Origin of the sequence: Planococcus sp. S3-L1 (assembly GCF_030063085.1) — a bacterium.
Taxonomy (GTDB): domain Bacteria; phylum Bacillota; class Bacilli; order Bacillales_A; family Planococcaceae; genus Planococcus; species Planococcus kocurii.
In genome coordinates, this window is record NZ_JASISN010000002.1 from 131,486 (window position 1) to 154,421 (window position 22,936).

The 22,936-nt window shown below is 39.9% G+C and carries 20 protein-coding genes and 1 other annotated feature; of the genes, 17 read left to right on the forward strand and 3 right to left on the reverse strand.

The features are described 5' to 3' along the window. The first annotated feature begins 95 nt into the window (after window positions 1-95). On the forward strand, window positions 96-2,237 hold the full coding sequence (locus tag QMF37_RS02740) for an ATP-dependent Clp protease ATP-binding subunit (RefSeq protein WP_078080599.1): 2,142 nt from the start codon (window positions 96-98) through the stop codon (window positions 2,235-2,237). Between the two features lie 31 nt (window positions 2,238-2,268). Here QMF37_RS02740 and QMF37_RS02745 read toward each other — a convergent pair whose 3' ends face one another. Next, window positions 2,269-2,454, reverse strand: coding sequence for a YjzD family protein (locus QMF37_RS02745; RefSeq protein ID WP_283476431.1), 186 nt, complete (start codon window positions 2,452-2,454; stop codon window positions 2,269-2,271). 187 nt (window positions 2,455-2,641) lie between these two features. Here QMF37_RS02745 and QMF37_RS02750 point away from each other — a divergent pair, with 187 nt between their 5' ends. The 7 genes from QMF37_RS02750 (at window position 2,642) to opp4A (ending at window position 10,895) form a co-directional block, all read left to right on the forward strand. After that, window positions 2,642-3,574 carry a beta-ketoacyl-ACP synthase III gene (locus QMF37_RS02750; protein WP_058384731.1) on the forward strand — a complete coding sequence of 311 codons (933 nt, stop codon included), beginning with the start codon at window positions 2,642-2,644 and terminating at the stop codon, window positions 3,572-3,574. Between the two features lie 27 nt (window positions 3,575-3,601). Continuing rightward, window positions 3,602-4,837, forward strand: a complete 1,236-nt coding sequence (fabF, locus tag QMF37_RS02755) for a beta-ketoacyl-ACP synthase II (protein ID WP_058384732.1) — start codon at window positions 3,602-3,604, stop codon at window positions 4,835-4,837. Window positions 4,838-5,141: 304 nt separating this feature from the next. Next, window positions 5,142-6,158, forward strand: a complete 1,017-nt coding sequence (locus tag QMF37_RS02760) for an ABC transporter ATP-binding protein (RefSeq protein WP_078080598.1) — start codon at window positions 5,142-5,144, stop codon at window positions 6,156-6,158. Further along, window positions 6,145-7,080 (forward strand): ABC transporter ATP-binding protein, encoded by a 936-nt coding sequence (locus QMF37_RS02765; RefSeq protein WP_058384734.1) that lies wholly within the window; start codon window positions 6,145-6,147, stop codon window positions 7,078-7,080. Before QMF37_RS02760 ends, QMF37_RS02765 begins: the two co-directional genes overlap by 14 nt. Before the next feature lie 5 nt (window positions 7,081-7,085). Further along, complete coding sequence (opp4B, locus tag QMF37_RS02770) at window positions 7,086-8,048, forward strand: oligopeptide ABC transporter permease (protein WP_058384735.1); 963 nt, start codon at window positions 7,086-7,088, stop codon at window positions 8,046-8,048. 25 nt (window positions 8,049-8,073) lie between these two features. Continuing rightward, window positions 8,074-8,985: an ABC transporter permease gene (locus tag QMF37_RS02775; RefSeq protein WP_058384736.1), complete on the forward strand. Its 912-nt coding sequence runs from the start codon at window positions 8,074-8,076 to the stop codon at window positions 8,983-8,985. Window positions 8,986-9,080: 95 nt separating this feature from the next. After that, complete coding sequence (gene opp4A / locus QMF37_RS02780; RefSeq protein WP_058384737.1) at window positions 9,081-10,895, forward strand: oligopeptide ABC transporter substrate-binding protein; 1,815 nt, start codon at window positions 9,081-9,083, stop codon at window positions 10,893-10,895. A gap of 41 nt (window positions 10,896-10,936) precedes the next feature. On the opposite strand, the gene trpS is transcribed toward opp4A, so the two are convergent. Both trpS and QMF37_RS02790 read right to left on the reverse strand, forming a co-directional pair. After that, window positions 10,937-11,932: a tryptophan--tRNA ligase gene (gene trpS / locus QMF37_RS02785; RefSeq protein ID WP_071153548.1), complete on the reverse strand. Its 996-nt coding sequence runs from the start codon at window positions 11,930-11,932 to the stop codon at window positions 10,937-10,939. Between the two features lie 44 nt (window positions 11,933-11,976). Beyond that, window positions 11,977-12,187 (reverse strand) — a binding site (T-box leader). 43 nt (window positions 12,188-12,230) lie between these two features. Further along, complete coding sequence (locus QMF37_RS02790) at window positions 12,231-12,572, reverse strand: DUF3899 domain-containing protein (protein WP_283476440.1); 342 nt, start codon at window positions 12,570-12,572, stop codon at window positions 12,231-12,233. A gap of 242 nt (window positions 12,573-12,814) precedes the next feature. Between QMF37_RS02790 and QMF37_RS02795 the strand changes: the two genes are divergently transcribed. The 9 genes from QMF37_RS02795 to QMF37_RS02835 all read left to right on the forward strand — a co-directional run bounded on the left by QMF37_RS02795 (window position 12,815) and on the right by QMF37_RS02835 (window position 22,930). Further along, complete coding sequence (locus tag QMF37_RS02795) at window positions 12,815-14,506, forward strand: peptide ABC transporter substrate-binding protein (RefSeq protein WP_058384740.1); 1,692 nt, start codon at window positions 12,815-12,817, stop codon at window positions 14,504-14,506. A 186-nt stretch (window positions 14,507-14,692) separates the two neighbouring features. After that, complete coding sequence (gene opp3b / locus QMF37_RS02800) at window positions 14,693-15,628, forward strand: oligopeptide ABC transporter permease (RefSeq protein ID WP_058384741.1); 936 nt, start codon at window positions 14,693-14,695, stop codon at window positions 15,626-15,628. Then, the gene (gene opp3C, locus QMF37_RS02805; RefSeq protein ID WP_071153549.1) at window positions 15,628-16,656 is read left to right on the forward strand and encodes an oligopeptide ABC transporter permease; all 1,029 of its coding nucleotides are present in this window, start codon (window positions 15,628-15,630) and stop codon (window positions 16,654-16,656) included. The genes opp3b and opp3C overlap by 1 nt, the downstream gene beginning before the upstream one ends. A 15-nt stretch (window positions 16,657-16,671) precedes the next feature. Further along, window positions 16,672-17,727 carry an ABC transporter ATP-binding protein gene (locus QMF37_RS02810; protein ID WP_058384743.1) on the forward strand — a complete coding sequence of 352 codons (1,056 nt, stop codon included), beginning with the start codon at window positions 16,672-16,674 and terminating at the stop codon, window positions 17,725-17,727. Continuing rightward, the gene (locus QMF37_RS02815; RefSeq protein ID WP_058384744.1) at window positions 17,727-18,662 is read left to right on the forward strand and encodes an ABC transporter ATP-binding protein; all 936 of its coding nucleotides are present in this window, start codon (window positions 17,727-17,729) and stop codon (window positions 18,660-18,662) included. The genes QMF37_RS02810 and QMF37_RS02815 overlap by 1 nt, the downstream gene beginning before the upstream one ends. A 216-nt stretch (window positions 18,663-18,878) precedes the next feature. After that, entirely contained in the window at window positions 18,879-20,087 is a 1,209-nt protein-coding gene (locus QMF37_RS02820) for a putative glycoside hydrolase (protein WP_283476442.1), read from the forward strand. 369 nt (window positions 20,088-20,456) lie between these two features. Next, a complete protein-coding gene (gene spxA, locus QMF37_RS02825; protein WP_008429739.1) occupies window positions 20,457-20,852 on the forward strand; it encodes a transcriptional regulator SpxA in 396 nt (131 codons plus the stop codon). Window positions 20,853-21,096: 244 nt separating this feature from the next. After that, entirely contained in the window at window positions 21,097-21,753 is a 657-nt protein-coding gene (gene mecA / locus QMF37_RS02830) for an adaptor protein MecA (RefSeq protein WP_058384745.1), read from the forward strand. Between the two features lie 70 nt (window positions 21,754-21,823). Continuing rightward, a complete protein-coding gene (locus QMF37_RS02835; RefSeq protein WP_283476446.1) occupies window positions 21,824-22,930 on the forward strand; it encodes a competence protein CoiA in 1,107 nt (368 codons plus the stop codon). Window positions 22,931-22,936 lie beyond the last annotated feature (6 nt).

Consider the following 22,936-nt stretch of genomic DNA (forward strand, 5'->3'; position numbering starts at 1 on the left):
GTACTAAAAAAAGGTCGAAATAATTGCTTAACAGTGAATAATTAGCTATAATTTAATTAGTCAAAGATAGTCAAACTTTTAAAGGAGTGGATAAAATGGTTCAATCCCAGAATAACGAAGAACAAAAATCTCCATTGGAGCAGTTTGGCCGGAATATGGTTGAACAAGCGCAATCAGGAAAAATGGATCCTGTTATCGGTAGAGATCAGGAAATCCGTAATGTAATTCGAATTTTATCGCGTAAAACAAAAAATAACCCCGTGTTGATTGGTGAACCAGGTGTTGGTAAAACAGCAATTGTTGAGGGATTAGCTCAACGCATTGTTCGTAACGACGTACCAGAAGGATTAAAAAACCGAACCATTTACGAACTCGACATGAGTGCGTTAATTGCTGGTGCTAAATACCGTGGAGAATTTGAAGAACGATTAAAAGCCGTTTTAAAGCAAGTGAAAGATAGCGAAGGTCAGATTATTTTGTTTATCGACGAAATTCATACGATTGTTGGAGCAGGGAAAACTGAAGGAGCAATGGATGCAGGGAATATGCTGAAGCCCATGCTTGCTAGAGGAGAACTGTATTGCATTGGTGCGACTACGCTAGATGAGTATCGCATGCATATCGAAAAAGATCCGGCTTTAGAACGACGTTTTCAACAAGTACTGGTGCGCGAACCGTCTGTTGAAGATACGGTATCGATTTTGCGTGGCTTAAAAGAACGTTTTGAACTACATCATGCTGTTCGAATTCATGACCGTGCGATTGTCGCAGCGGCTGCTATGTCGGACCGCTACATTACAGAACGCTTTTTGCCTGACAAAGCCATTGATTTAATTGATGAAGCTTGTGCGATGATTCGTACAGAAATCGATTCAATGCCTCAAGAACTTGATGAAGTAACGCGTCGTCTGATGCAGCTAGAAATTGAAGAGCAAGCGTTAATGAAAGAAAAAGACGTAGCAAGCAAAGCACGACTCGACACCTTGCGTAAAGAAATTATTGAACTGCGCGACTCTTCGTCTGGCATGAGAAGTCAATGGACGGAAGAAAAAGAATCATTGAAAAAAATTCAACAAAAACGTGAGCAATTAGACCAATTCCGCAGACAATTAGAAGATGCTGAAAATCGTTATGATTTGAATGCAGCGGCTGTCTTACAGCATGGCAAAATTCCCGAACTCGAAAAAGAATTAGTCGCACTAGAAGCCGCTTTAGAACAAGAGGGTACTGAGCGCTTACTGCGCGAAGAAGTAACGGAAGAAGAAATTGCAGGAATTGTCGCAAGGTGGACTGGAATTCCGGTAACAAAATTAGTAGAAGGTGAACGTGAAAAGTTATTGCGTTTAGGTGAGACGTTAAAAGAGCGCGTAATTGGTCAAGACAAAGCAGTCGAATTGGTTACAGAAGCTGTATGGAGAGCGCGTGCGGGTATTAAAGATGAAAGAAAACCGATTGGCTCTTTTATTTTCCTTGGACCTACAGGCGTAGGGAAAACAGAGTTAGCAAAATCGCTGGCCGCAAATCTATTTGATTCGGAAGATCATTTTATTCGAATCGATATGTCAGAGTATATGGAAAAACACAGTGTGTCACGTTTGGTCGGGGCACCTCCGGGATACATCGGTTACGAAGAAGGTGGCCAACTAACAGAAGCCGTGCGCCGGAATCCGTACTCCGTTGTATTGCTCGATGAAATTGAAAAAGCACACCCGGATGTTGCCAATATCTTACTGCAGATATTAGACGATGGCCGTATCACTGACAGCCAAGGACGATTAGTTAACTTCTCCAACACGGTAGTCATTATGACTTCTAATATTGGTTCTGCCTATATTAACGATGCGAGCAATGAACACGATATTGAAGACATTGTGATGGGAGAATTGCGCAGACATTTTAAACCTGAGCTATTGAACCGTATCGATGATATTGTTATTTTCCACGCACTTAACAACGCTCATTTTTATGGCATAGCGAAGAAAATGATTGCTGAACTAGCCGTTCGTATGAGTAAACAACAAATCAAACTAACCGTAGATGATTCAGTTATTGACTATATCGTTGAAGCAGGAACCGATCCGGTGTTTGGTGCGCGACCATTAAAACGCTTTATCCAGCGTACGATTGAAACAAATATTGCCCGGGAATTAATTGGAGGCGGAATTGTTGCCCATACCGAATTGGAATTAACCATGGACGATAATAAGCAAATTGTTATCAACAAAAAAGAAGCGTAATCCGGAATTCCGGATTACGCTTCTTTTCTTATTAGTGTTTTTCAGGAGTTGGTTCGCTAGGAATAACCGCTACCATAACGAAGATTAAAATTGAAAATACGATCGAAATGTAAACGCCGACCATAAAGTCGAAAGGTACGTTTTGTACTGCACTTACCACGTAGTTGACTAATGAAATCAGTAAGAATGACCAAAAAAATGTTCCAATATATTGCATCTAGTTTCACCTCTACATAGAATATCTAGTTTAATCATAGCATAAGCTCTTCAAGACAGAAAGAAAGATTGTAGAGAATGAATATTTTTTGTCGGAAATATGTCAGTTAGTTGAAATTGAGTATAGTATGGCGTATTATTAACACCAGGTACTAATATATGATGATAATTGAAATGAGGGACATAAGATGAATGCTGGAATAGTCGGTATGGGCAGATGCCTGCCAGAAGAAAGATTGACGAATTTTCAATTAGAGCAGCGCATGGATACGAACGACGAGTGGATCCGCACTATGACAGGCATAGAAGAACGTCGGATTGCAAAAGACGATCAGGACACTTCTGACATGGCGCGTGAAGCGGCAAAAAAAGCGATTGAAGATGCTGGTATTGATCCAGCTGAAATCGGTTTAATCTTAGTGGCGACGGTTACACCTGATCAACCTTTCCCATCGATGGCCTGTGTGATTCAGCAAGAAATAGGAGCTGTTAATGCTGCGGCTATGGATATTTCAGCTGCATGCGCAGGATTTATGTATGGAGTTATTACTGCAAAACAATTCATCGATTCGGATGTTTATAAATATGTATTGGTTGTAGGTGTTGAAAAACTATCGAAAATTACTAACTGGGAAGATCGCAACACGGCTGTTCTTTTCGGAGATGGAGCTGGAGCTGCAGTTATTGGGAAAGTTTCTGAAGGGCGAGGTATTTTATCTTTTGAACTCGGTGCTGATGGTTCTGGAGGCAAACACCTCTATCAGGACGAGTATTTAGTAATGAATGGCCGCGAAGTCTTTAAATTTGCTGTGCGCCAAATGGGCGAATCTGCAATAAATGTCATCAAAAAAGCAGGTTTGGAAAAAGAAGATGTCGATTTTTTGATTCCTCATCAGGCGAACATTCGTATTATGGAAGCATCTAGAGAACGATTAGGCTTGCCAGTTGAAAAAATGTCAAAAACAATTCAAAAATATGGTAACACTTCAGCAGCTTCAATCCCAATTTCTCTTGTCGAAGACTTAGAAGAAGGCCGTGTTAAAGACGATGATGTTATCGTGATGGTTGGATTCGGTGGCGGCTTGACTTGGGGCGCTATTGCTATGAAGTGGGGCAAATAATTAGGTATGCGAAAGGAAGAAGATAGAATGGAAAATCGCCGTGTAGTTATTACGGGAATTGGTGCTGTAACACCGTTAGGTAACAATATTGAAACTACTTGGGAAGCTGTTAAAAGTGGTAAATCTGGAGTCGGTCCCTTAACACGATTAGATGCAGATTTGTATTCAGCGAAAGTGGCTGCAGAAGTAAATGACTTTTCGATAGAAGATTATATTGAAAAGAAAGATGCTCGGAAAATGGACCGTTTTACGCATTATGCGCTAGCTGCTTCGATCATGGCAATGAAAGATGCCAAGCTTGAACTAGATGACAAAACAGCTTTGCGGACAGGTGTGTGGATTGGTTCGGGTATTGGCGGTATGGAGACAATCGAAAGTCAAATGAATGTACTAAATACGCGAGGCGTTCGTCGCATTAGTCCGTTCTTAATTCCGATGATTATTCCGGATATGGCTTCTGGCCAAGTATCAATTTACTTTGGTGCTAAAGCAATCAACTCTTGTTCAGTAACAGCTTGTGCTTCAGGCACTAATTCGATTGGTGATGCGTTTAAAGTTATTCAACGTAACGATGCAGATGTGATGATTTCAGGTGGAGCAGAAGCGCCTATCACGCAATTATCTGTAGCTGGATTTACAGCAAATACAGCTTTGACAACAAACACAGATGCCGCTACAGCATCTCGTCCATTTGATAAAAACCGCGATGGCTTTGTCATTGGAGAAGGCGCAGGTATCGTTATTCTTGAAGAATATGAACATGCGATAGCACGAGGTGCTACGATTTATGCGGAAGTCGTTGGCTATGGTTCTACAGGAGATGCTTATCACATTACTGCTCCTGCTGAAGGTGGCGAAGGTGCAGCTCGTGCAATGGCACAAGCTTTGGCAGATGCAGGCGTTGAAACTACGGATATTGGATACATTAATGCACATGGTACCAGTACGGCTTATAACGATCTGTATGAAACAATGGCTGTCAAAACAGTCTTTGGCGAACATGCTTATAAATTAGGAATGAGCTCAACTAAATCCATGACAGGTCATTTGCTTGGAGCTGCCGGTGGAGTCGAAGCGATTTTCACAGCACTGGCATTACAAGAAGGCATTATGCCTCCAACGACAAATTACGAAACACCCGACGAACAATGCGATTTAGACTATGTTCCAAACACTGCACGTAAAGCAGAATTTGAATACGCGATGAGCAATTCACTTGGATTTGGTGGACATAACGCTTCGTTAGTATTCAAGAAAGTGTAACAAGACAAAAATGGCAATCTACGGGAGATCCTGTAGATTGCCATTTTTATGCTTATAAAAAGTAAAAGAAAAGAAAAAAACCCATAATTTTATAAAAAATGAAAAAAACTATCGACACCTTAAATTATTGTGCTATTCTAAATATAGTGAATAAAAGATGTGAACTCAATCATTACTAGAAAGACAAACGTCAATTTGAAGGCATTTTTTATCTGTTTAAGTCTGAATATTTAAACTATTAGGATATAAAGAATGTGAGACGTTAAAAGAAGTGGTAGAACGCTTTATTTTGAGGAGGATAAATGTGAATGAAGTTTTGCTTGAAATCAAAAATCTAAAAACGTCCTTTAGAATTAAAGATAATTATTATGCTGCAGTTGATGATGTTTCCTTGAATGTTAAAAAAAATGAAGTGTTGGCAATTGTGGGGGAATCTGGCTCCGGAAAAAGTGCATTTGCGTTCTCCATTATGGGTCTTCATACAAGAGCCCAAATAGAAGGCCAAATCAATTATAAAGGAAATAACTTAGTAACGGCAAATCCGGCTCAAATGAAAAAGTTGCGAGGCAGCGAAATGGGGATGATTTTTCAAGATGCGCTGTCTGCGCTAAATCCACTTATGGTAGTGGGCGCTCAGATTGATGAAGCGATATTCCTTCACAATCCGAAAAACTCAAAGAGTTTGAGAAAAAAACAAGTGATCAATCTATTAAACCAGGTCGGCATTCCGCGACCAGAAAAAACATATCATCAGTATCCACACGAATTGTCAGGTGGTATGCGTCAACGTATTGTGATCGCCATGGCCATCTCCAATCAGCCTGAGTTGCTGATTGCCGATGAACCGACAACTGCGCTGGACGTAACCATTCAATCTCAAATTTTGGATTTGATTAAAGAACTAAAAGAGACCATTCATGCTGGCATTATTCTGATCACGCATGATTTAGGTGTAGTCGCTGAAATGGCCGACAGAGTCGCTGTTATGTATGCCGGACAAATCGTAGAAATCGCTGATATCTATACCTTAATGGAAAACCCGAAGCATCCGTACACACGGTCATTATTAAATTCGATTCCAACATTATCAGAAGTGAAATCAGATCTTCATGTTATTCAAGGTGTGGTTCCTTCCTTACAAAAGTTACCGAGAACTGGCTGTCGCTTTGCTTCTCGTATCCCATGGATTGATGATTCTTCTCATGAGGCTTCACCTGAACTCCATGAGATAAGCACAGGCCACTTTGTGCGCTGTACGTGCTACAAGGATTTCTACTTTCCAGAAAAAGTCGAGGAGGAACACAATTATGTCGCTAATTGAAGTTGAAAATTTAAAAGTTCACTTTCCTGTTCGTGGCGGTGTCTTTCAAACGGTACAAGATCATGTCCGTGCAGTAGATGGCGTATCGTTCTCGATTGAACAAGGTCAAACTTATGGACTTGTTGGAGAATCGGGGTCTGGAAAGACAACGACCGGTCGTGCCATTATCGGATTAAATGACATTACTTCAGGAAAAGTTCTGTTTGAAGGTAGAGACTTGGCAACAGTTAGCAAAAAAGAGTACATTGATGTGCGAAAAGATATTCAAATGATTTTTCAGGATCCTTTCTCATCGCTCAATCCCAAAAAAAGAGTCGCAGATATAGTAGCTGAACCACTCCGCAACTATGAAAAATTATCTGCAAAAGAAGAACGGATGCGTGTGCAAGAACTGATGGAATTAGTAGGACTTAGTCCAGAGGCTATTTACAAGTATCCTCACGAATTTTCTGGGGGGCAACGTCAACGAATCGGTATTGCCCGGGCAATTGCCTTAAATCCCAAATTGATTATTGCTGATGAACCTGTTTCTGCATTAGATGTATCGGTCCAAGCTCAAGTATTAAACTTTATGCGTGAAATCCAAAAAGAACTAAATTTAACGTATTTATTTATTAGTCATGATTTAGGAATCATTCGCCATATGTGTGACCATATTGGCATTATGTATAAAGGGAGATATGTTGAGAATGGCACAGCAGAAGAAATTTTTACCAATCCACAGCATATTTATACGAAGCGTTTAATAGCAGCTATTCCAGATAGTAATCCACGCAATCGAGATATGCATTATGAAAATCGTAAGTTGGTAAAAGCTGAATATGACCGGCTGGAAAAAGACTTTTTTGATGAAGAAGGTTTGCCCTACTCGTTAAAATCAATTTCAGCTACCCACCAAGTAGCGTTAGCTGAGAGAGGTTGAATGGTATGTGGAAATTAATTGTTCGCAGAACACTGATCACTATCCCGCAAATAATTGTATTAAGTTTATTGGTCTTTATTTTAGCTCAAGCCATGCCAGGAGATGCATTAACAGGATTGATCGACCCAAGTATTGATCCCGCTACTATCGAGGCAATGCGTGAACGTCTCGGGTTAAACAATCCTTGGTATGTGCAGTACATCGACTGGATTAAAGGAGTCTTACAAGGTGATTTTGGTCAATCATTCCGCTTTAAAATGCCAGTATCTGAATTAATTGGCGGGCGAATGATTAATACGTTGTGGTTGTCTTTAGCAACATTGATTTTAACGTATTTGATCGCTATTCCTCTTGGAATCATTAGTGGTCGTTTTAATGACACGTGGTTGGACCGTGCGATTACAGGTTATACGTACATTGGCTTTGCAGCACCCTTATTCATTTTCGCATTAGTGATGTTGTTCATTTTTGGTTTCCAACTTGGTTGGTTCCCGACAAGCGGCAGTGTCGCACCTGGTACAGAACCAGGAACCTTTGCCTATTTCATCAGTAAAGTAAATCATTTATTATTACCGGCATTATCGATGGCTTTAATTACTACCGTATCCACCGTTCAGTACTTACGAAGTGAGATTATTGATACGAAACAAAAAGATTTTATCGTAACAGCTCGCGCTAAAGGGGCATCTGAATCACGGGTTTATAACCGCCATGTACTTCGTAACTCGTTGCTTCCAATTGCAGCATTCTTTGGATACGAAATCACAGGATTGATTGGGGGAACCATATTCATCGAAAACATTTTTGGCTATCCAGGAATGGGTGAGTTATTCCTATCTTCTATTAGTTTGCGTGATTATAGCGTCATGACAGCCCTTGTTCTGTTATTCGGACTTGCCGCAATTATTGGTGCGTTATTATCAGATATCATCTTAAGTTTAGTAGATCCACGTATCCGGATTAAATAATAAATGATAATTTTGAGGTGTAACTATGAGACTTGATAAAGACGTTGGAACACAAATTCCAGATTTGGATCTCGGTAAAAGCCCATCTGGATTTAGTATATTGCTAAGAGAATTAATACGAGATAAAGTAGCTTTTGTTTCTTTATTGTTTTTATTTCTAATTGTTGCTGGCGTATTCGGGACATCCATTATTTTGGATCAAGCTGAAATCATTAAAGTGGACTTGTTTGCTCTTTATGAAGCGCCATCTGAGATGTATTGGCTCGGCACCGATTACGGCGGACGAGATATTTTTGGTCAATTGATTATTGGGACGCGTAACTCTCTGGCTATTGGAATCATCGTTACGTTACTGACAGGAATTATCGGCATATTGGTCGGACTGATCTCCGGATACTACGGAGGCACTGTTGATAATGTTTTCATGCGTTTTGTCGACTTTTTCATGGTTTTGCCAACGCTTATGATTGTCATCGCTTTTGTTACGGCTGTCCCTGGTTATAGCATTGTATCGTTTTCATTAATCATGACGGCTTTCTTATGGATGGGAATCGCCCGTCTAATTCGGTCTAAAGCATTACAAGAAAAAGAGTTGGATTACGTAAAAGCCTCTAAAACATTAGGGACGTCCGATTTTAAAATTATGTTTTTCCAAGTGTTACCAAACCTAAGTTCGATCATCATCGTGACGATGACATTAAACTTAGCGGCAAATATCGGAATTGAATCTGGATTGTCCTTTTTAGGATTCGGTTTTCCAGAGTCAACTCCAAGTCTGGGGACGTTGATTAGTTACGCACGAAATCCTCAGACGCTGGAGCTGAGATGGTGGATTTGGTTACCTGCATCAATTCTAATTTTAGTATTGATGCTTAGTATAAATAATGTTGGGCAAGCGTTAAAACGCGCTACCGATGCCCGGCAGCGAAGAGGGTAACAAATTAGGGGGAGAAGGGGGAGAAATTGAACTGCGGCTAGAACAATTCAGTATACAGCAATTATTTCATTTAAAACTAGAGGGGGAAATAAAGAATGGGGAAGAATAACAGGTCTAAGTTTTTACTCTTTTTAATCATATCTTTTGTCCTGATTTTGGCAGCTTGTAACGGTGACGATAAAGCGAAAGACGGCGACGACAAAGGCGCTGAAGACGGAGATAAAAAGAAAGACGGCATGTATTCAATAGAAGATTTTAGCAATGTTAAAACCAATGAAGGCGAAGCCATTGATGGTGGAACGATTACATTTGGTTTAGTATCCGATACGGTATTTGAAGGAACGTTAAACTGGAACTTCTACTCTGGTGCACCAGATGCAGAAATTTTAAACTGGTTTGATGAAGGCTTGTTAACGTGGGATGAAAACTACGTGTATACAAATGATGGAGCTGCGACATATGAAATTTCAGAAGATGAACGCACATTTACATTCAAAATCGGCGATAATGTCAACTGGCACGACGGCGAGCCTGTAACTGCTGAAGACTGGCAGTTTGCGCACGAAGTAATCGGTAACAAAGATTACGACGGTCCTCGCTACAACTCTGATTTCACGAACATTGAAGGAATGGAAGAGTATAACAGCGGAAAAGCTGATACGATTTCAGGCATTGAAGTAGTTGATGAGAAGACATTGAAAATTACGTACATCGAATCAACACCTTCTCTATTAACAGGAAGCATTTGGTCATATCCACTAGCGAAGCACATTTTTGGCGACATGGCAGTAGCAGATATTTCATCTTCACCAGAAGTTCGTCAAAACCCAATTGGTTTTGGACCGTTTAAAGTAGACAGCATCGTACCTGGTGAGTCTGTAACGCTTACTAAAAACGAAGACTACTGGCGCGGAGCACCAAAACTTGATGGTGTGACAATCAAAGTAATTAGCAGTTCAACAGTTGTTCAAGAATTGGAAACGGGTGGCGTTGACTTGATCAGTGATTTCCCAGTAGATCAATTCCCGGACAATGCTGAAATGTCTAACGTTGAATACTTAGGTACGATTGATCGTGCTTATACGTATATTGGCTTTAAACTTGGAACATGGGATGCAGAGAAAAACGTAGTAGCGCCTAACCCAGATGCGAAAATGGGCGATGTCGAACTTCGTCAAGCAATGTGGCATGCGGTAGACAACACGGCAGTTGGCGAGCGTTTCTATAATGGATTACGTTGGAATGCAACAACATTGATTCCACCGTCGCATCCTGAATTCCATGACGATAAAAACGAAGGAAGAGCGTATGATCCTGAAGCCGCAATGAAGCTTTTGGATGATGCAGGATATGTTGATACGGATGATGATGGATTCCGTGAAGATCCGGAAGGCAAACCACTTGAAATCAACTTTATTTCGATGACTGGTGGAGACACTGCTGAGCCATTAGCTCAATACTATGTACAATCATGGGAAAAAGTTGGATTAAAGGTAAACTTGGAAATGCTTGAGTTTAATACATTCTACGACCGTGTTGGTAACGGCGGAGAAGACGATCCAGAAGTAGATGTCTACCAAGCAGCTTGGGGAGTTGGAATTGACGTAGATCCTTCAGGTCTTTACGGAGCTGAAGCTCTATACAATTTTGCTCGCTGGGAAAACGAAGACAACGAGCGTCTTTTAAAAGAAGGCCGTTCACCAGAAGCATTCGATTTAACATACCGTCAAGACGTATACAAAGAGTGGCAGCAGTTGATGGTTGATGAAGTGCCGGTATTCCCGACTCTATATCGCGCATTACTTAGCCCGGTTAACAATCGCGTATTGAATTATGCAATCGGTGATGGAACTGGCATTTACTTGTCTGATCTTGCTGTGAGTGAAGAAAAAGCAATTACAGCAGAATAATAACCAAATAAAAAAAGAGCTGCGATTTTGCAGCTCTTTTTTTATTTTCTTTTACGTCCAAGACCCATAGCATTTTCCATCTTCGTTAAGGTTTTAGTAGCTAGGAAATTAGCTTTTTGGGCACCTGCGTCAAGAATGGTATCTAATTCGTCAGAATCAAGAAGTACGGCATAACGTTCCTGAATAGGAGCTAAATGTTTGATAACAGCTTGTGCAACAGAAGATTTAAAATCTCCGTAACCCGCACCTTCGTACTTTGTCACCAAATCATCGATACTTTCGCCAGTTAACGCAGCTTCGATTGTTAAAAGGTTGGCAACACCCGGCTTGTTGATTGGGTCGTAGCGAACAATTCCTTCTGAATCAGTGACAGCGCTCTTAATTTTCTTTTCAATTGTTTTCAAGTCATCAAGCAAAGTGATCATTGCTTTTTTGTTGGGATCAGATTTACTCATTTTCTTTGTAGGGTCTTGCAAGGACATAATACGTGCGCCATTTTTAGGAGTACGTATATCAGGCATAGTAAAGACATTATTGTACTTCCGGTTAAATCTCTCTGCTAAATCACGCGTCAATTCAATATGCTGTTTTTGATCATCGCCAACAGGTACAATATCAGTTTGATACAAAAGAATATCGGCTGCCATCAATGGCGGATACGTTAACAATCCTGCCAAAACAGAAGTATTTTTCGCCGATTTGTCTTTATATTGTGTCATGCGTTCTAGTTCTCCGATGGTTGAAACACACTGTAACATCCATCCAGCTTGTGCATGCGCTGGAACTTCCGATTGAATAAACAAAGTTACTTTTTCGGGATCAATTCCAACGGCTAGATAAAGTGCCGCCAACGCCTTAATATTTTTACGTAACGCTAGTCGATCTTGAGGCATTGTAATGGCGTGTTGATCAACAATACAAAAAATACAATCATATTCATCTTGCAGCTCAGTAAACTGTTTAAACGCACCTATGTAATTTCCGAGTGTTACCGTACCAGTAGGCTGAACGCCTGAAAAAATTTTCTTCTTGGTCATTATTATTCCTCCTCAAAGTAAAAAACACAACACACATCCCTTAAAAAAGGGACGAATGATGTGTTTTCCGCGGTACCACCCTAGTTGCCGTCACCGGCCACTCTTCTTCATAACGTGAAGAACACGGAATCAGCTACTACCTATTCACCGATTCAGCTCAAAAGTCCATTCGATGCAGCACTCCATCTGTTTTCACCAACCACAGACTCTCTTATAGAAGGAACTGCATTTACTCTTCTTTTTCATGGCTCATTTTATATCCTATTATTATAATACATAACCAATTTAGGAAGCAATACTAAAGGCTATAAATTACTAGGCAAACCATCATGATCAGCAAGGTGATCGTGCCAGTAAGGAGCAGATACGAACTGGAAAAAGCAATCACTTCAGAAGGCGGCCGCATCTCATCATCTTTAAGAGTCGATTTTAGCTTGAAAGCCTTTCTCATACTTATAGTGAATATATCAAACACACCTGTTCGAACGACAAAAACCCAAGAACCCAAAAACAATAAAATGCCGCCGTAAACAAATGAATTATTAATATACGACAACAACGTGACATGATCAGTCCTAAAAAAAGCAGTAATTAAAATCAATACTTGAATAATTACGATAGAAAAAAACAATTTTTTCAAAATTGGCACCTCGATTCTTACCAATTGTAGAAGAAATTCTAAAAAAAATCAAAATATTTTTTGTTTATCGTAGACTGCGTAAACGCTTACAAATCCAACATTCCCAAGGTTTCTTGTAATGTCAATGTAACGCAATTGTTACAAGAGTGTAAAAATTAGCAAAAAAGTTCTGTACAAGAAAAAATATGTATGTATAATTAAGAGTGTACCAAGTTTTCAGAAAATTCGAGGGGGTCAATTTAGTGAAAAACAGTAAGATTTTTTGGCTACTAAGCCTAGTTTTAGTTCTAAGTGCTTTTCTAGCAGCGTGTGGTGGCGGCGATGAAAAAGAAACTGGAACTGACAAACCAGATGACAAAGAGACAGCTGGGGAATTAGACTCAGAGCAAGTATTGAACTTAATGGAAAGCGCAGAAATTCCAACAATGGATCTTTCATTAGCTGAAGATGCAGTTGCGTTTAACATTTTCAACAATGTTAACGAAGGTCTTTTCCGTTTAAATCAAGAAAGCGTAGCTGAACCAGCACTTGCGGATGGCGAGCCTGAAGTCAGCGAAGATGGACTAACTTATACATTTAAATTGCGTGACTCAAACTGGTCAGATGGAACACCTGTTACTGCTAAAGATTTTGTCTACTCTTGGCAACGTTCAATTGACCCTGCTACTGGATCTCCATACGGAGCATACATGATGGGCGGATCAATTTTAAATGCTACTGATATTGCTGAAGGAAAAATGGAACCAACTGAACTTGGAGTTACTGCTGTAGACGACAACACGCTTGAAGTAAAGCTTGAACGTCCAGTACCTTACTTTATGTCATTAATGTCTTTCCCAACTTTCTATCCACAGAACGAAGCTTTCGTAACTGAAAAAGGTGACGCTTACGCTTCTAACTCTGATAACTTGATCTTCAACGGACCATTCACATTGACTGATTGGGACGGAACTGGTTTAACTTGGAAAATGCAGAAAAACCCTGAATATTGGGATGCTGAAACAGTTAAACTTGAAACAATCAACTGGGACGTAGTAAAAGAACCTGCTACTTCAGTTAACCTTTACAACTCTGGTGAAAAAGATCGTGCTGCGTTGAGCGGTGAATTTGCAATGCAATACGCAAATGACGAAAACTTAGTAACTGATTTGGAACCAACTGTTTTCTACTTCAAACTGAACCAAGAACGTAAGGGCGAGAAAAATGCTCTTGCAAACGTAAATATCCGTAAAGCAATCGCGTCAGGCTTTAACAAGCAAGATCTAGTTGACGTAGTATTGGCTAACGGTTCACTACCAGCAACATTCTTAGTGCCAACTGAGTTTGCTTTTGATGAAAACAAAGCGGACTTCCGTGAAGTTAATGGCGACCTAATTGAATTCGATGCTGAAGAAGCTGCAAAACTTTGGGCTACTGGTCTTGAAGAATTAGGAGTGGAAGAAGTGACACTTGAAATCTTGGGTGGCGACACTGAAACTGCTAAAAACATGGACGCTTATTTGAAAAACCAACTTGAAACAAATCTTGAAGGGTTGACAATCAACCTTAAAGCAGTACCTTTTGGAGTTCGTTTAGAACTTGATGAAGCTCAGGACTATGACATTCAAACAGCTGGATGGGGACCAGATTATCAGGATCCTATGACATTCATCGACTTGTTCGTTACTGGATCTCCTCAAAACAAAATGGCTTACTCGAACCCTGAGTATGATGCTTTAGTTGAATCAGCTAAAGGCGAACTAGCAACAGACCCAGCTGCGCGTTGGGAAGCAATGGCTAAAGCTGAAAAAATTCTTCTAGAAGATGATGCAGCTATCGCGCCACTTTATCAACGCGGAGCAATGGCTCTACAACAACCGTACGTAAATGACATTATTAAACACCCATTCGGTGGAGATTTCTCTTACAAATGGGCATACATTTCGGGCAAATAATAACTTAATCCCGCTACTGTGAAAACAAAATAGAAAGAGAGTATATCGTATTTTGGCTCGGTATACTCTCTTTTCTAATGCTAAGTAATTGACGGAAAATTACCACTTTTCTGCTAAATCATGAATGCTGCAAATTCATTGTTTTTTGATGGATTTGTCAAATAGAATTATTTTTGGAGGTGCACCATGGCGAAGTATATTGGCAAGCGTTTAATTTATATGTTTCTCACATTAGCATTAATTGCTACATTCACTTTTTTCTTAATTAAGATTTTACCAGGCTCCCCTGTTGCTTCCGCAGATAAATTATCTCCAGAACAAAGGGCAGTTGTAGAGGCTAGATATGGTTTGGATAAACCACTCCCGGTTCAGTATTTTGACTATATGTTTGGTCTCGTACAAGGAGATCTAGGAATTTCTATCAACCAGTTTAAAGGAGCAGAAGTGACAGATGTCATTTTAAGTCGAATGGGTCCTTCCGCTCAAATTGGTTTCCAAGGCATGCTGCTCGGCACCGTTTTAGGAATTCTTTTGGGAATGGTTGCCGCTTTAAGACAAAACACTTGGGTTGATTACACCAGCACATTCATAGCGATTGTCGGAATATCGATTCCTTCCTTCGTTTTTGCTTCACTCTTGCAATATTGGTTCGGATTAAAATGGGGACTGTTCCCGGTGGCTTTGTGGAAAGATGGCTTTATGTCCAGCGTACTGCCTTCTGTCGCGTTAGCGATGTTCCCACTTGCTACGGCAGCACGTTTTATCCGGACAGAAATGATTGAAGTTCTTGGATCGGATTATATTACGTTAGCAAAAGCTAAAGGCGCAAGCGGATCAGAAATTGCATTTAAACATGCGTTTCGTAATGCGTTGATTCCATTGATTACGGTTTTAGGACCGATGGCTGTAGCTATTCTAACGGGGTCACTTGTTGTTGAACAAATTTTCGCAATTCCAGGTATCGGGGAGCAATTTGTTAAATCGATTATTGTCAGCGATTTCTCCATCATTATGGGAACTACTATTTTCTTCTCAGTATTCCTGATTGTGGTGATCCTATTGGTAGACATTTTGTATGGTGTCATTGATCCTCGTATCCGTCTTTCAGGAGGTAAAAATTAATGACTCAGAAAATTGATAAAATCCCAGAACTGCCGCAAGGTTCGTTTGAGCGGATTACATTAGATTCGAAGCAAGCTGAACGCATTACAAAACCAAGCGTTAGTTTTTGGCAAGATGCTTGGTACCGTATTCGGAAAAACAAAGGTGCTTTGTTCAGTCTAATTCTCTTTGGTTTGATTGCAATCATGGCCTTTTTAGGACCAGTGATTAGTCCTTATGAGCCTAATGCGCAAACGATTACTCATGCAAACTTACCACCGAAAATTCCGGGTATAGAAAAATTAGGGATTTTAGACGGTGTTGGAACTTTGGGTGGCCAAAAAGTCGATCTGTATGAAATGAAAAATGTCGAAGTCAATTATTGGTTTGGTACAGATGGACTTGGCCGCGATATGTTTTCTCGTGTGTGGAAAGGGACTCAAGTGTCCTTGTTCATTGCTTTTGTAGCAGCAGCAATTGATATGTTAATTGGTGTAATCTACGGGGGTGTTTCAGGATACTTCGGCGGGCGTGTGGATGACTTCATGCAGCGGATTGTCGAAATCCTGACAGGTATTCCAAACTTAGTTGTTGTTATCTTGTTTATCTTAATTATGGACCCCGGAATACTGGCCATTATTATCGCCTTAACCATAACCGGATGGACCGGAATGTCCCGGGTCGTCCGTGGGCAAGTTCTTAAATATAAGAGCCAGGAATTTGTTTTGGCTGCCCGTACTTTAGGTGCCAGCGATAGTCGCATTATATGGAAACATTTAATGCCAAACGTTTTGGGCGTAATTATTATCAATACAATGTTCACCATTCCAAGTGCTATTTTCTTTGAAGCTTTCTTAAGCTTTATCGGTCTAGGTCTTCAAGCACCAGATGCTTCGCTTGGTACATTAATCAATGATGGTTACGCGTTAATCCAATTTGCGCCGCATATTTTAGCATTCCCGGCCATCTTGCTGAGTTTGATTATGATTGCGTTTAACTTGATCGGTGATGGACTTCGTGATGCCCTCGATCCGAAGATGAAAGATTAAGGAGGAAAGTTTATAATGGAGAAAATTTTACAAGTAAAAGACCTTGAACTTTCCTTTAATACCCAAGGTGGGGAAGTTAAAGCGATACGTGGGGTCAACTTTGATTTATATAAAGGTGAAACTTTAGCAATCGTTGGAGAGTCGGGTTCAGGAAAATCTGTTACGACAAAATCCATTATGCGTTTGCTACCAGAACAATCAGCAGAATTTAAAAATGGTGAAATTTTGTTCGGAGGTCAAGATTTAACGAAATTGAGTGATCGCGAGATGCAGAAAATCCGTGGAAAAGAAATATCGATGATTTTCCAGGATCCAATGACTTCTTTAAATCCGACAATGCCAATTGGCCGTCAGTTAACAGAGCCTCTGTTAAAACATCAGAAAATTAGTAAGACAGAAGCAAAAAAAGTTGCGATCGACTTGTTGCGTTTGGTCGGCATGCCAAAACCTGAACTGCGGATGAAACAATATCCTCACCAATTCTCAGGTGGACAGCGCCAGCGGATCGTGATCGCCATTTCATTAGCTTGTAACCCGAAAATTTTGATCGCAGATGAGCCCACAACTGCACTGGATGTGACAATTCAAGCGCAAATATTAGAGTTAATGAAAGACTTACAAAAGAAAATTGATACTTCGATTATTTTCATTACACACGATCTTGGTGTCGTAGCCAACGTAGCCGATCGCGTAGCCGTTATGTACGGAGGGAAAATTGTTGAAATCGGCACAGTGGATGAAATTTTCTATAACCCGCAGCATCCATATACATGGGGCTTGTTGAGTTCAATGCCTTCACTCGATACAGAAGATGCAAAGCTGTATGCGATTCCAGGGACGCCTCCTGATTTGTTGGATCCACCAAAAGGAGATGCTTTTGCTCTTCGGAGCGAATATGCACTAAAAATCGATATGGAGCAAAATCCGCCATTCTTCAAAGTCAGTGATACGCACTCTGCTGCAACTTGGTTGTTGCATCCAGATGCGCCTCAGGTAGAACCACCTTTGACCGTTATTGAACGCATGAAGAAATTCCCGGGAAGCAGATATTATGAAGGGGGCGCGGTATAATGGCTGAAAAGTTACTCGAAATTAAAAACCTAAAACAGTATTTCAATATCGGTAAAGCAAACGAAGTCCGCGCAGTAGATGACATTAGCTTTGATATTTACAAAGGCGAAACTTTAGGACTTGTTGGAGAGTCAGGCTGTGGAAAATCCACGACTGGACGTTCGATCATCCGTTTATATGATGCAACAGATGGTGATGTTTTCTACGAAGGTGAAAATGTTCATGGGAAAAAATCAAAGCAAGATTTAAAGAAATTTAACCGCAAAATGCAAATGATTTTCCAAGATCCTTATGCTTCGTTAAACCAGCGCATGAAAGTTATGGATATTATTGCTGAAGGCATCGATATTCATGGCTTAGCAAAAAATGCAACAGAACGTAAAAAAATGGTTTATGACTTGCTGGAAACAGTAGGTTTGAACAAAGAACACGCGAACCGATATCCGCATGAATTCTCAGGTGGACAGCGTCAGCGTCTTGGAATTGCCCGTGCTTTAGCGGTAGATCCTGATTTTATCATTGCCGATGAGCCTATTTCTGCACTAGACGTTTCAATTCAAGCACAGGTTGTAAACCTACTGAAAGAACTTCAAATTGAAAAAGGACTAACATTCTTATTTATCGCGCATGATTTATCAATGGTTAAATACATTTCAGATCGTATCGGTGTTATGTATTTTGGTAAATTAGTAGAGTTAGCTCCTGCTGAAGAGTTATACAAGAACCCGTTGCATCCATACACGCAATCCTTGTTATCAGCGATTCCGTTGCCAGATCCAAACTATGAACGCAACCGGGTACGTAAATCATATGATCCTGCTGTACACGAATACACAAAAGCTGATGATGTTCGGATGAGAGAAATCAGTCCTGGCCATTTTGTTCAATGTTCAGAGCGCGAACTTGAGTCTATAAAAGCAGCTGCAGTGAAGTAAAAAAAGCGATGTCCCTATGGGCATCGCTTTTTATTACTCTTTTGTTCATATATAACAACTCTATTCACTATTCTCGTAATTTCCTAATTTTATAAGTCAAATAAATGATAGAATGGAAGAACGATGGATAAAGAAAAGCTTTAACGAGCAGACCGTTCTTTATTAGTACTCATCGTTAGTCGCCTTAATGCAATAATGGAAAAAGGAGTGCAGCAAATGATGAAAACGTGGAAGTGGATGACCGTTTGTGCAGTGAGCATTAGTTTAGTAAGTATAGGAAATGTATATGCAGATGAAGAAGGTAAAACGCCTGATTTTACACAGCGTGCCTATGAAACAGCTGAACTTGACTCTCAGGTATTGACATCATCCAAACTATTCAAATTTGATTCTGGACTAGAGTTTATTTACCCGGATGCTGTACGAGGAATTTTTGTAACGGCCCATTCGGCTGGAGGAGAACGCTTTGATTCGCTAATTAATCTTGTGGATAAAACAGAATTAAACGCTATGGTTATTGATATAAAAGAAGACTTAGGCCACTTAACGTACATACCTGAAGAAGGTTCAGATTTGGCGAAACTGGATATGGGACAAGCTCTAATAAAAGATCCGCGAGCAATGCTAGAAAAATTAGAAAAAAAAGAGATCTATCCGATCGCCCGCGTCGTTGTATTTAAAGATACCGTCCTAGCTGAACAAAGGCCGGAGCTAACATTTATGGACGGAGATCAAGTATGGAAAAATAACCGCGGAGAATCGTTTGTGAATCCATTTCTAAAAGAAGTATGGGATCATAATGTTCAAATTGCCATCGAAGCAGCAAAGCTTGGATTCAAAGAAATCCAATTCGACTATGTCCGCTTCCCAGAAGGTTTTGAGAACCGAGCGAATGACTTAACTTATTCACTCGGTGATTACGAAGATTCTGCTGCTGACCCTATACAAAGAAGAGTCGAGGCCGTGACGGACTTTGTGGCTTACGCTAAAGAACAATTACAACCTTATGGAGTAGAAGTATCGGTCGACATTTTCGGCTATGCAGCTACTTTACCAGAAGCGCCAGGTATCGGTCAGAATTTTTCGAAGATCTCTGAAAATGTCGATGTGATTTCATCCATGATTTACCCGAGTCACTGGACCTCTTATTTTGGAATCGCAAAACCGGACTTAGAACCTTATCAACTAGTGACGGAATACGCGAAAGTAGAAAACCAAGTACTAGCAAGCTTAGACAGTGCACCTGTTTCAAGACCTTGGCTTCAAGACTTTACAGCGAGTTACTTAGGCGCTGGTAATTATAAGCGATACGGAAAAGTAGAAGTAGAGGCTCAGATCAAAGCACTCAATGATCAAGGAATAGAAGAGTTTCTGTTGTGGAACGCTGGAAATTCGTATTCCGAGGGAGTAGATTATACGCCGTAAAAATATATTCAAGAAATCACTCATTAAATTATCTAGCTTAAAATGAAACCTTTTTCAGACTGAAACGTAATATATAAGTATGAAAGACATTTTCAAAAAGAAATGGTAAATGAGAATAAAATATTTTGATTTGGGAGTTTACGACAAAAAGAAACAGGGTAAATTTAAGATATAACTTACAAAGTATAAAGAAAATATAGTCAAAATGTGACGAAATGCTTCTTTTTTAATTTATTTATTGAGATAGGCTATTAAAATAGCTCCAATCGTTGTATAATGAATGTAGAGCCTCTAAACTATAATGATTCTAAATTGGAAAAAGAAATACACTAAAATTTTCATGAATCCGAAAGGAAGTGCTCCACTATGATGGTTACACTATTTACTTCTCCGAGCTGCACATCTTGCAGAAAAGCAAAAGCATGGCTTGAGGAACATGACATTCCATATACAGAACGCAATATTTTCTCTGAGCCACTAACTATTAGTGAAATTAAAGAAATTTTACGTATGACTGAAGACGGTACGGATGAAATCATCTCTACTCGTTCTAAAATATTCCAAAAATTAAATGTAGATGTTGAGAGTTTACCGCTTCAGCGTTTGTATGAGTTAATTCAGGAACATCCTGGTTTGTTGCGTCGTCCGATTATTATGGATGAAAAACGCCTTCAAGTAGGATACAATGAAGATGAAATTCGTCGATTCCTACCACGTAAAGTCAGAGCTTATCAGTTGCTTGAAGCTCAGCGTATGGTGAACTAATAATAAATGCATTAGCTGCCCGGTCTTTATGGTATTTCATAAGAGATCTTCGGGCAGCTTTTCTTTATCCTAAATTAGTTGCATAAATCAGTTAAGTAGATTAAACTCTATGTACTTGCAACTGCCAGTAGAGATAGGCATAAACTTTTTCTTTATCTGCAATAGAAGTTATACTTATTAAAAGTAATACAGCACGGCTCTGAGGAATGTTCTCTTAGTCCAAACCGTAAAGGAGAGGTGTAAAATGGAAATAGAACGCATAAACGACAACACAGTTAAATTTTACATTTCCTATCTCGACGTTGAAGAGCGAGGGTTTAGCCGTGACGAAATCTGGTTTAACAGAGATAAAAGTGAAGAGCTTTTTTGGGAAATGATGGATGAAGTCAACGAAGAGGCCGATTTCGTAATGGAAGGTCCACTGTGGATCCAAGTCCAGGCTATGGACAAAGGTCTTGAAGTGACTGTGACACGCGCTCAATTAACTAAAGATGGGCAAAAACTCGACTTGCCTGATGATATAGAGGAACGTCGAAAAATGTTTGCAAGCGAAGATGCAGCTGCTCCAGAATTTGATGAATTCGAGCCAGTTTTTGAAGAACCTGATGTTAAGAAACTTGAATATACATTTGTCTTCTCAGAAGTGGAAGAATTGCTACCGATTGCAAGGCGCTTAATGTACGTGCCGATTGCATCAGCTATCTACCATTTTGATAATAAGTATTATCTTTATACAAATTTCGATGAAATTCTTCATTCACAAGAAGACATCAAAAATAATGTCAGTATCATTGCAGAGTATTTGCGTACTTCACCTGTCACAATTCACCGTCTTGAAGAATACGGTAAACCTATTTTTACAGAGGATGCACTTTCAAATGTGCTTCACTATTTCGGCTAAGATCTCCTGAGAAGGAGATCTTTTTTTGTTGCCAAACTCCTGTTAATTTCATAAACTGAATAAAAGGAGAGTGATTACTATATTAGTGGCCAAAACCAAGCGCCAGGAATTATTTTATTTAACCGGCAAGCATACCCGACAAGAATTACAGGAAATTCGTTTGCAAGAACAGTTTTATTGCCCCTCCTGTCAAGCCTCGCTGCTGTTGAAAATTGGACAAATTAATATTCCTCATTTTGCACACAAAACTCTTTCAGACTGCGACCATTCCAGCGAACCCGAATCCTCTTTACATCTTCATGGTAAACTTCTGCTTTATCACTTCTTCCAACAGTTAAAATTCAACGTTGAACTAGAACAATACTTACCCCCGATTCGCCAGCGTGCGGATCTTTTAGTCGATAGCCATTATGCTATTGAATTCCAATGTAGTTCAATACCTGTCTCGCAGCTTGTGCAGCGCTCTAAAGGTTACCTAACAATCGGTATTCAGCCTATCTGGATTAAAGGCTTAAAAGAGCCTTGCCAAGAAGAAATTGGACTGCTTCGGATAAAATCAGACGAACTTGCAATGCGACAAAGTGCAGGTCAGGTTTCTTTTATTCTTTTATTTTATCCACCGAATAACCAATTTTATTATCAGTCCAATTTGTTTTATGTGAGTCCAAACCGGTGGGTAGGGAAAACTAAGTCACTTCAAGCGACTAAACAGATTTTTCCTTTCGCATTGCCGAAGCCGTTATCAAAAGAGGAATTCAAAGTGGTCATGGAAGTTTTTTACCAGGTGAAAAAGAAATATATCCGCAATCAGTTATATGCCGAAAATCGGATCAAAAATGTATTTTGTCGGCTGTGCTATGAATTACGAGTAGATGTGATGAATGTTCCAAAATTAGTTGGAATTCCTTTACTGGGTGCAGACTGCATAAAGCAGCCTGCTATACTGTGGCAATTACAAGTTGTAGTGGCTTACGATAAAGGCATTTCAATAGCGGCGTTGGTAGCTTCAGGGAAATTGACTTTAATCAATCCTGCACTAACACAACAAGCCGTGCTAATCATGGAAGATTATTTGTCTCTATATGTAGCTTTTAAAGACAAAAAACTGGAGAATGCCAATCTTTTGGATATCGTCTATGATATCTATTGCAAAAACTTGAGAAAGTTGAGAAAATAAGGTGTA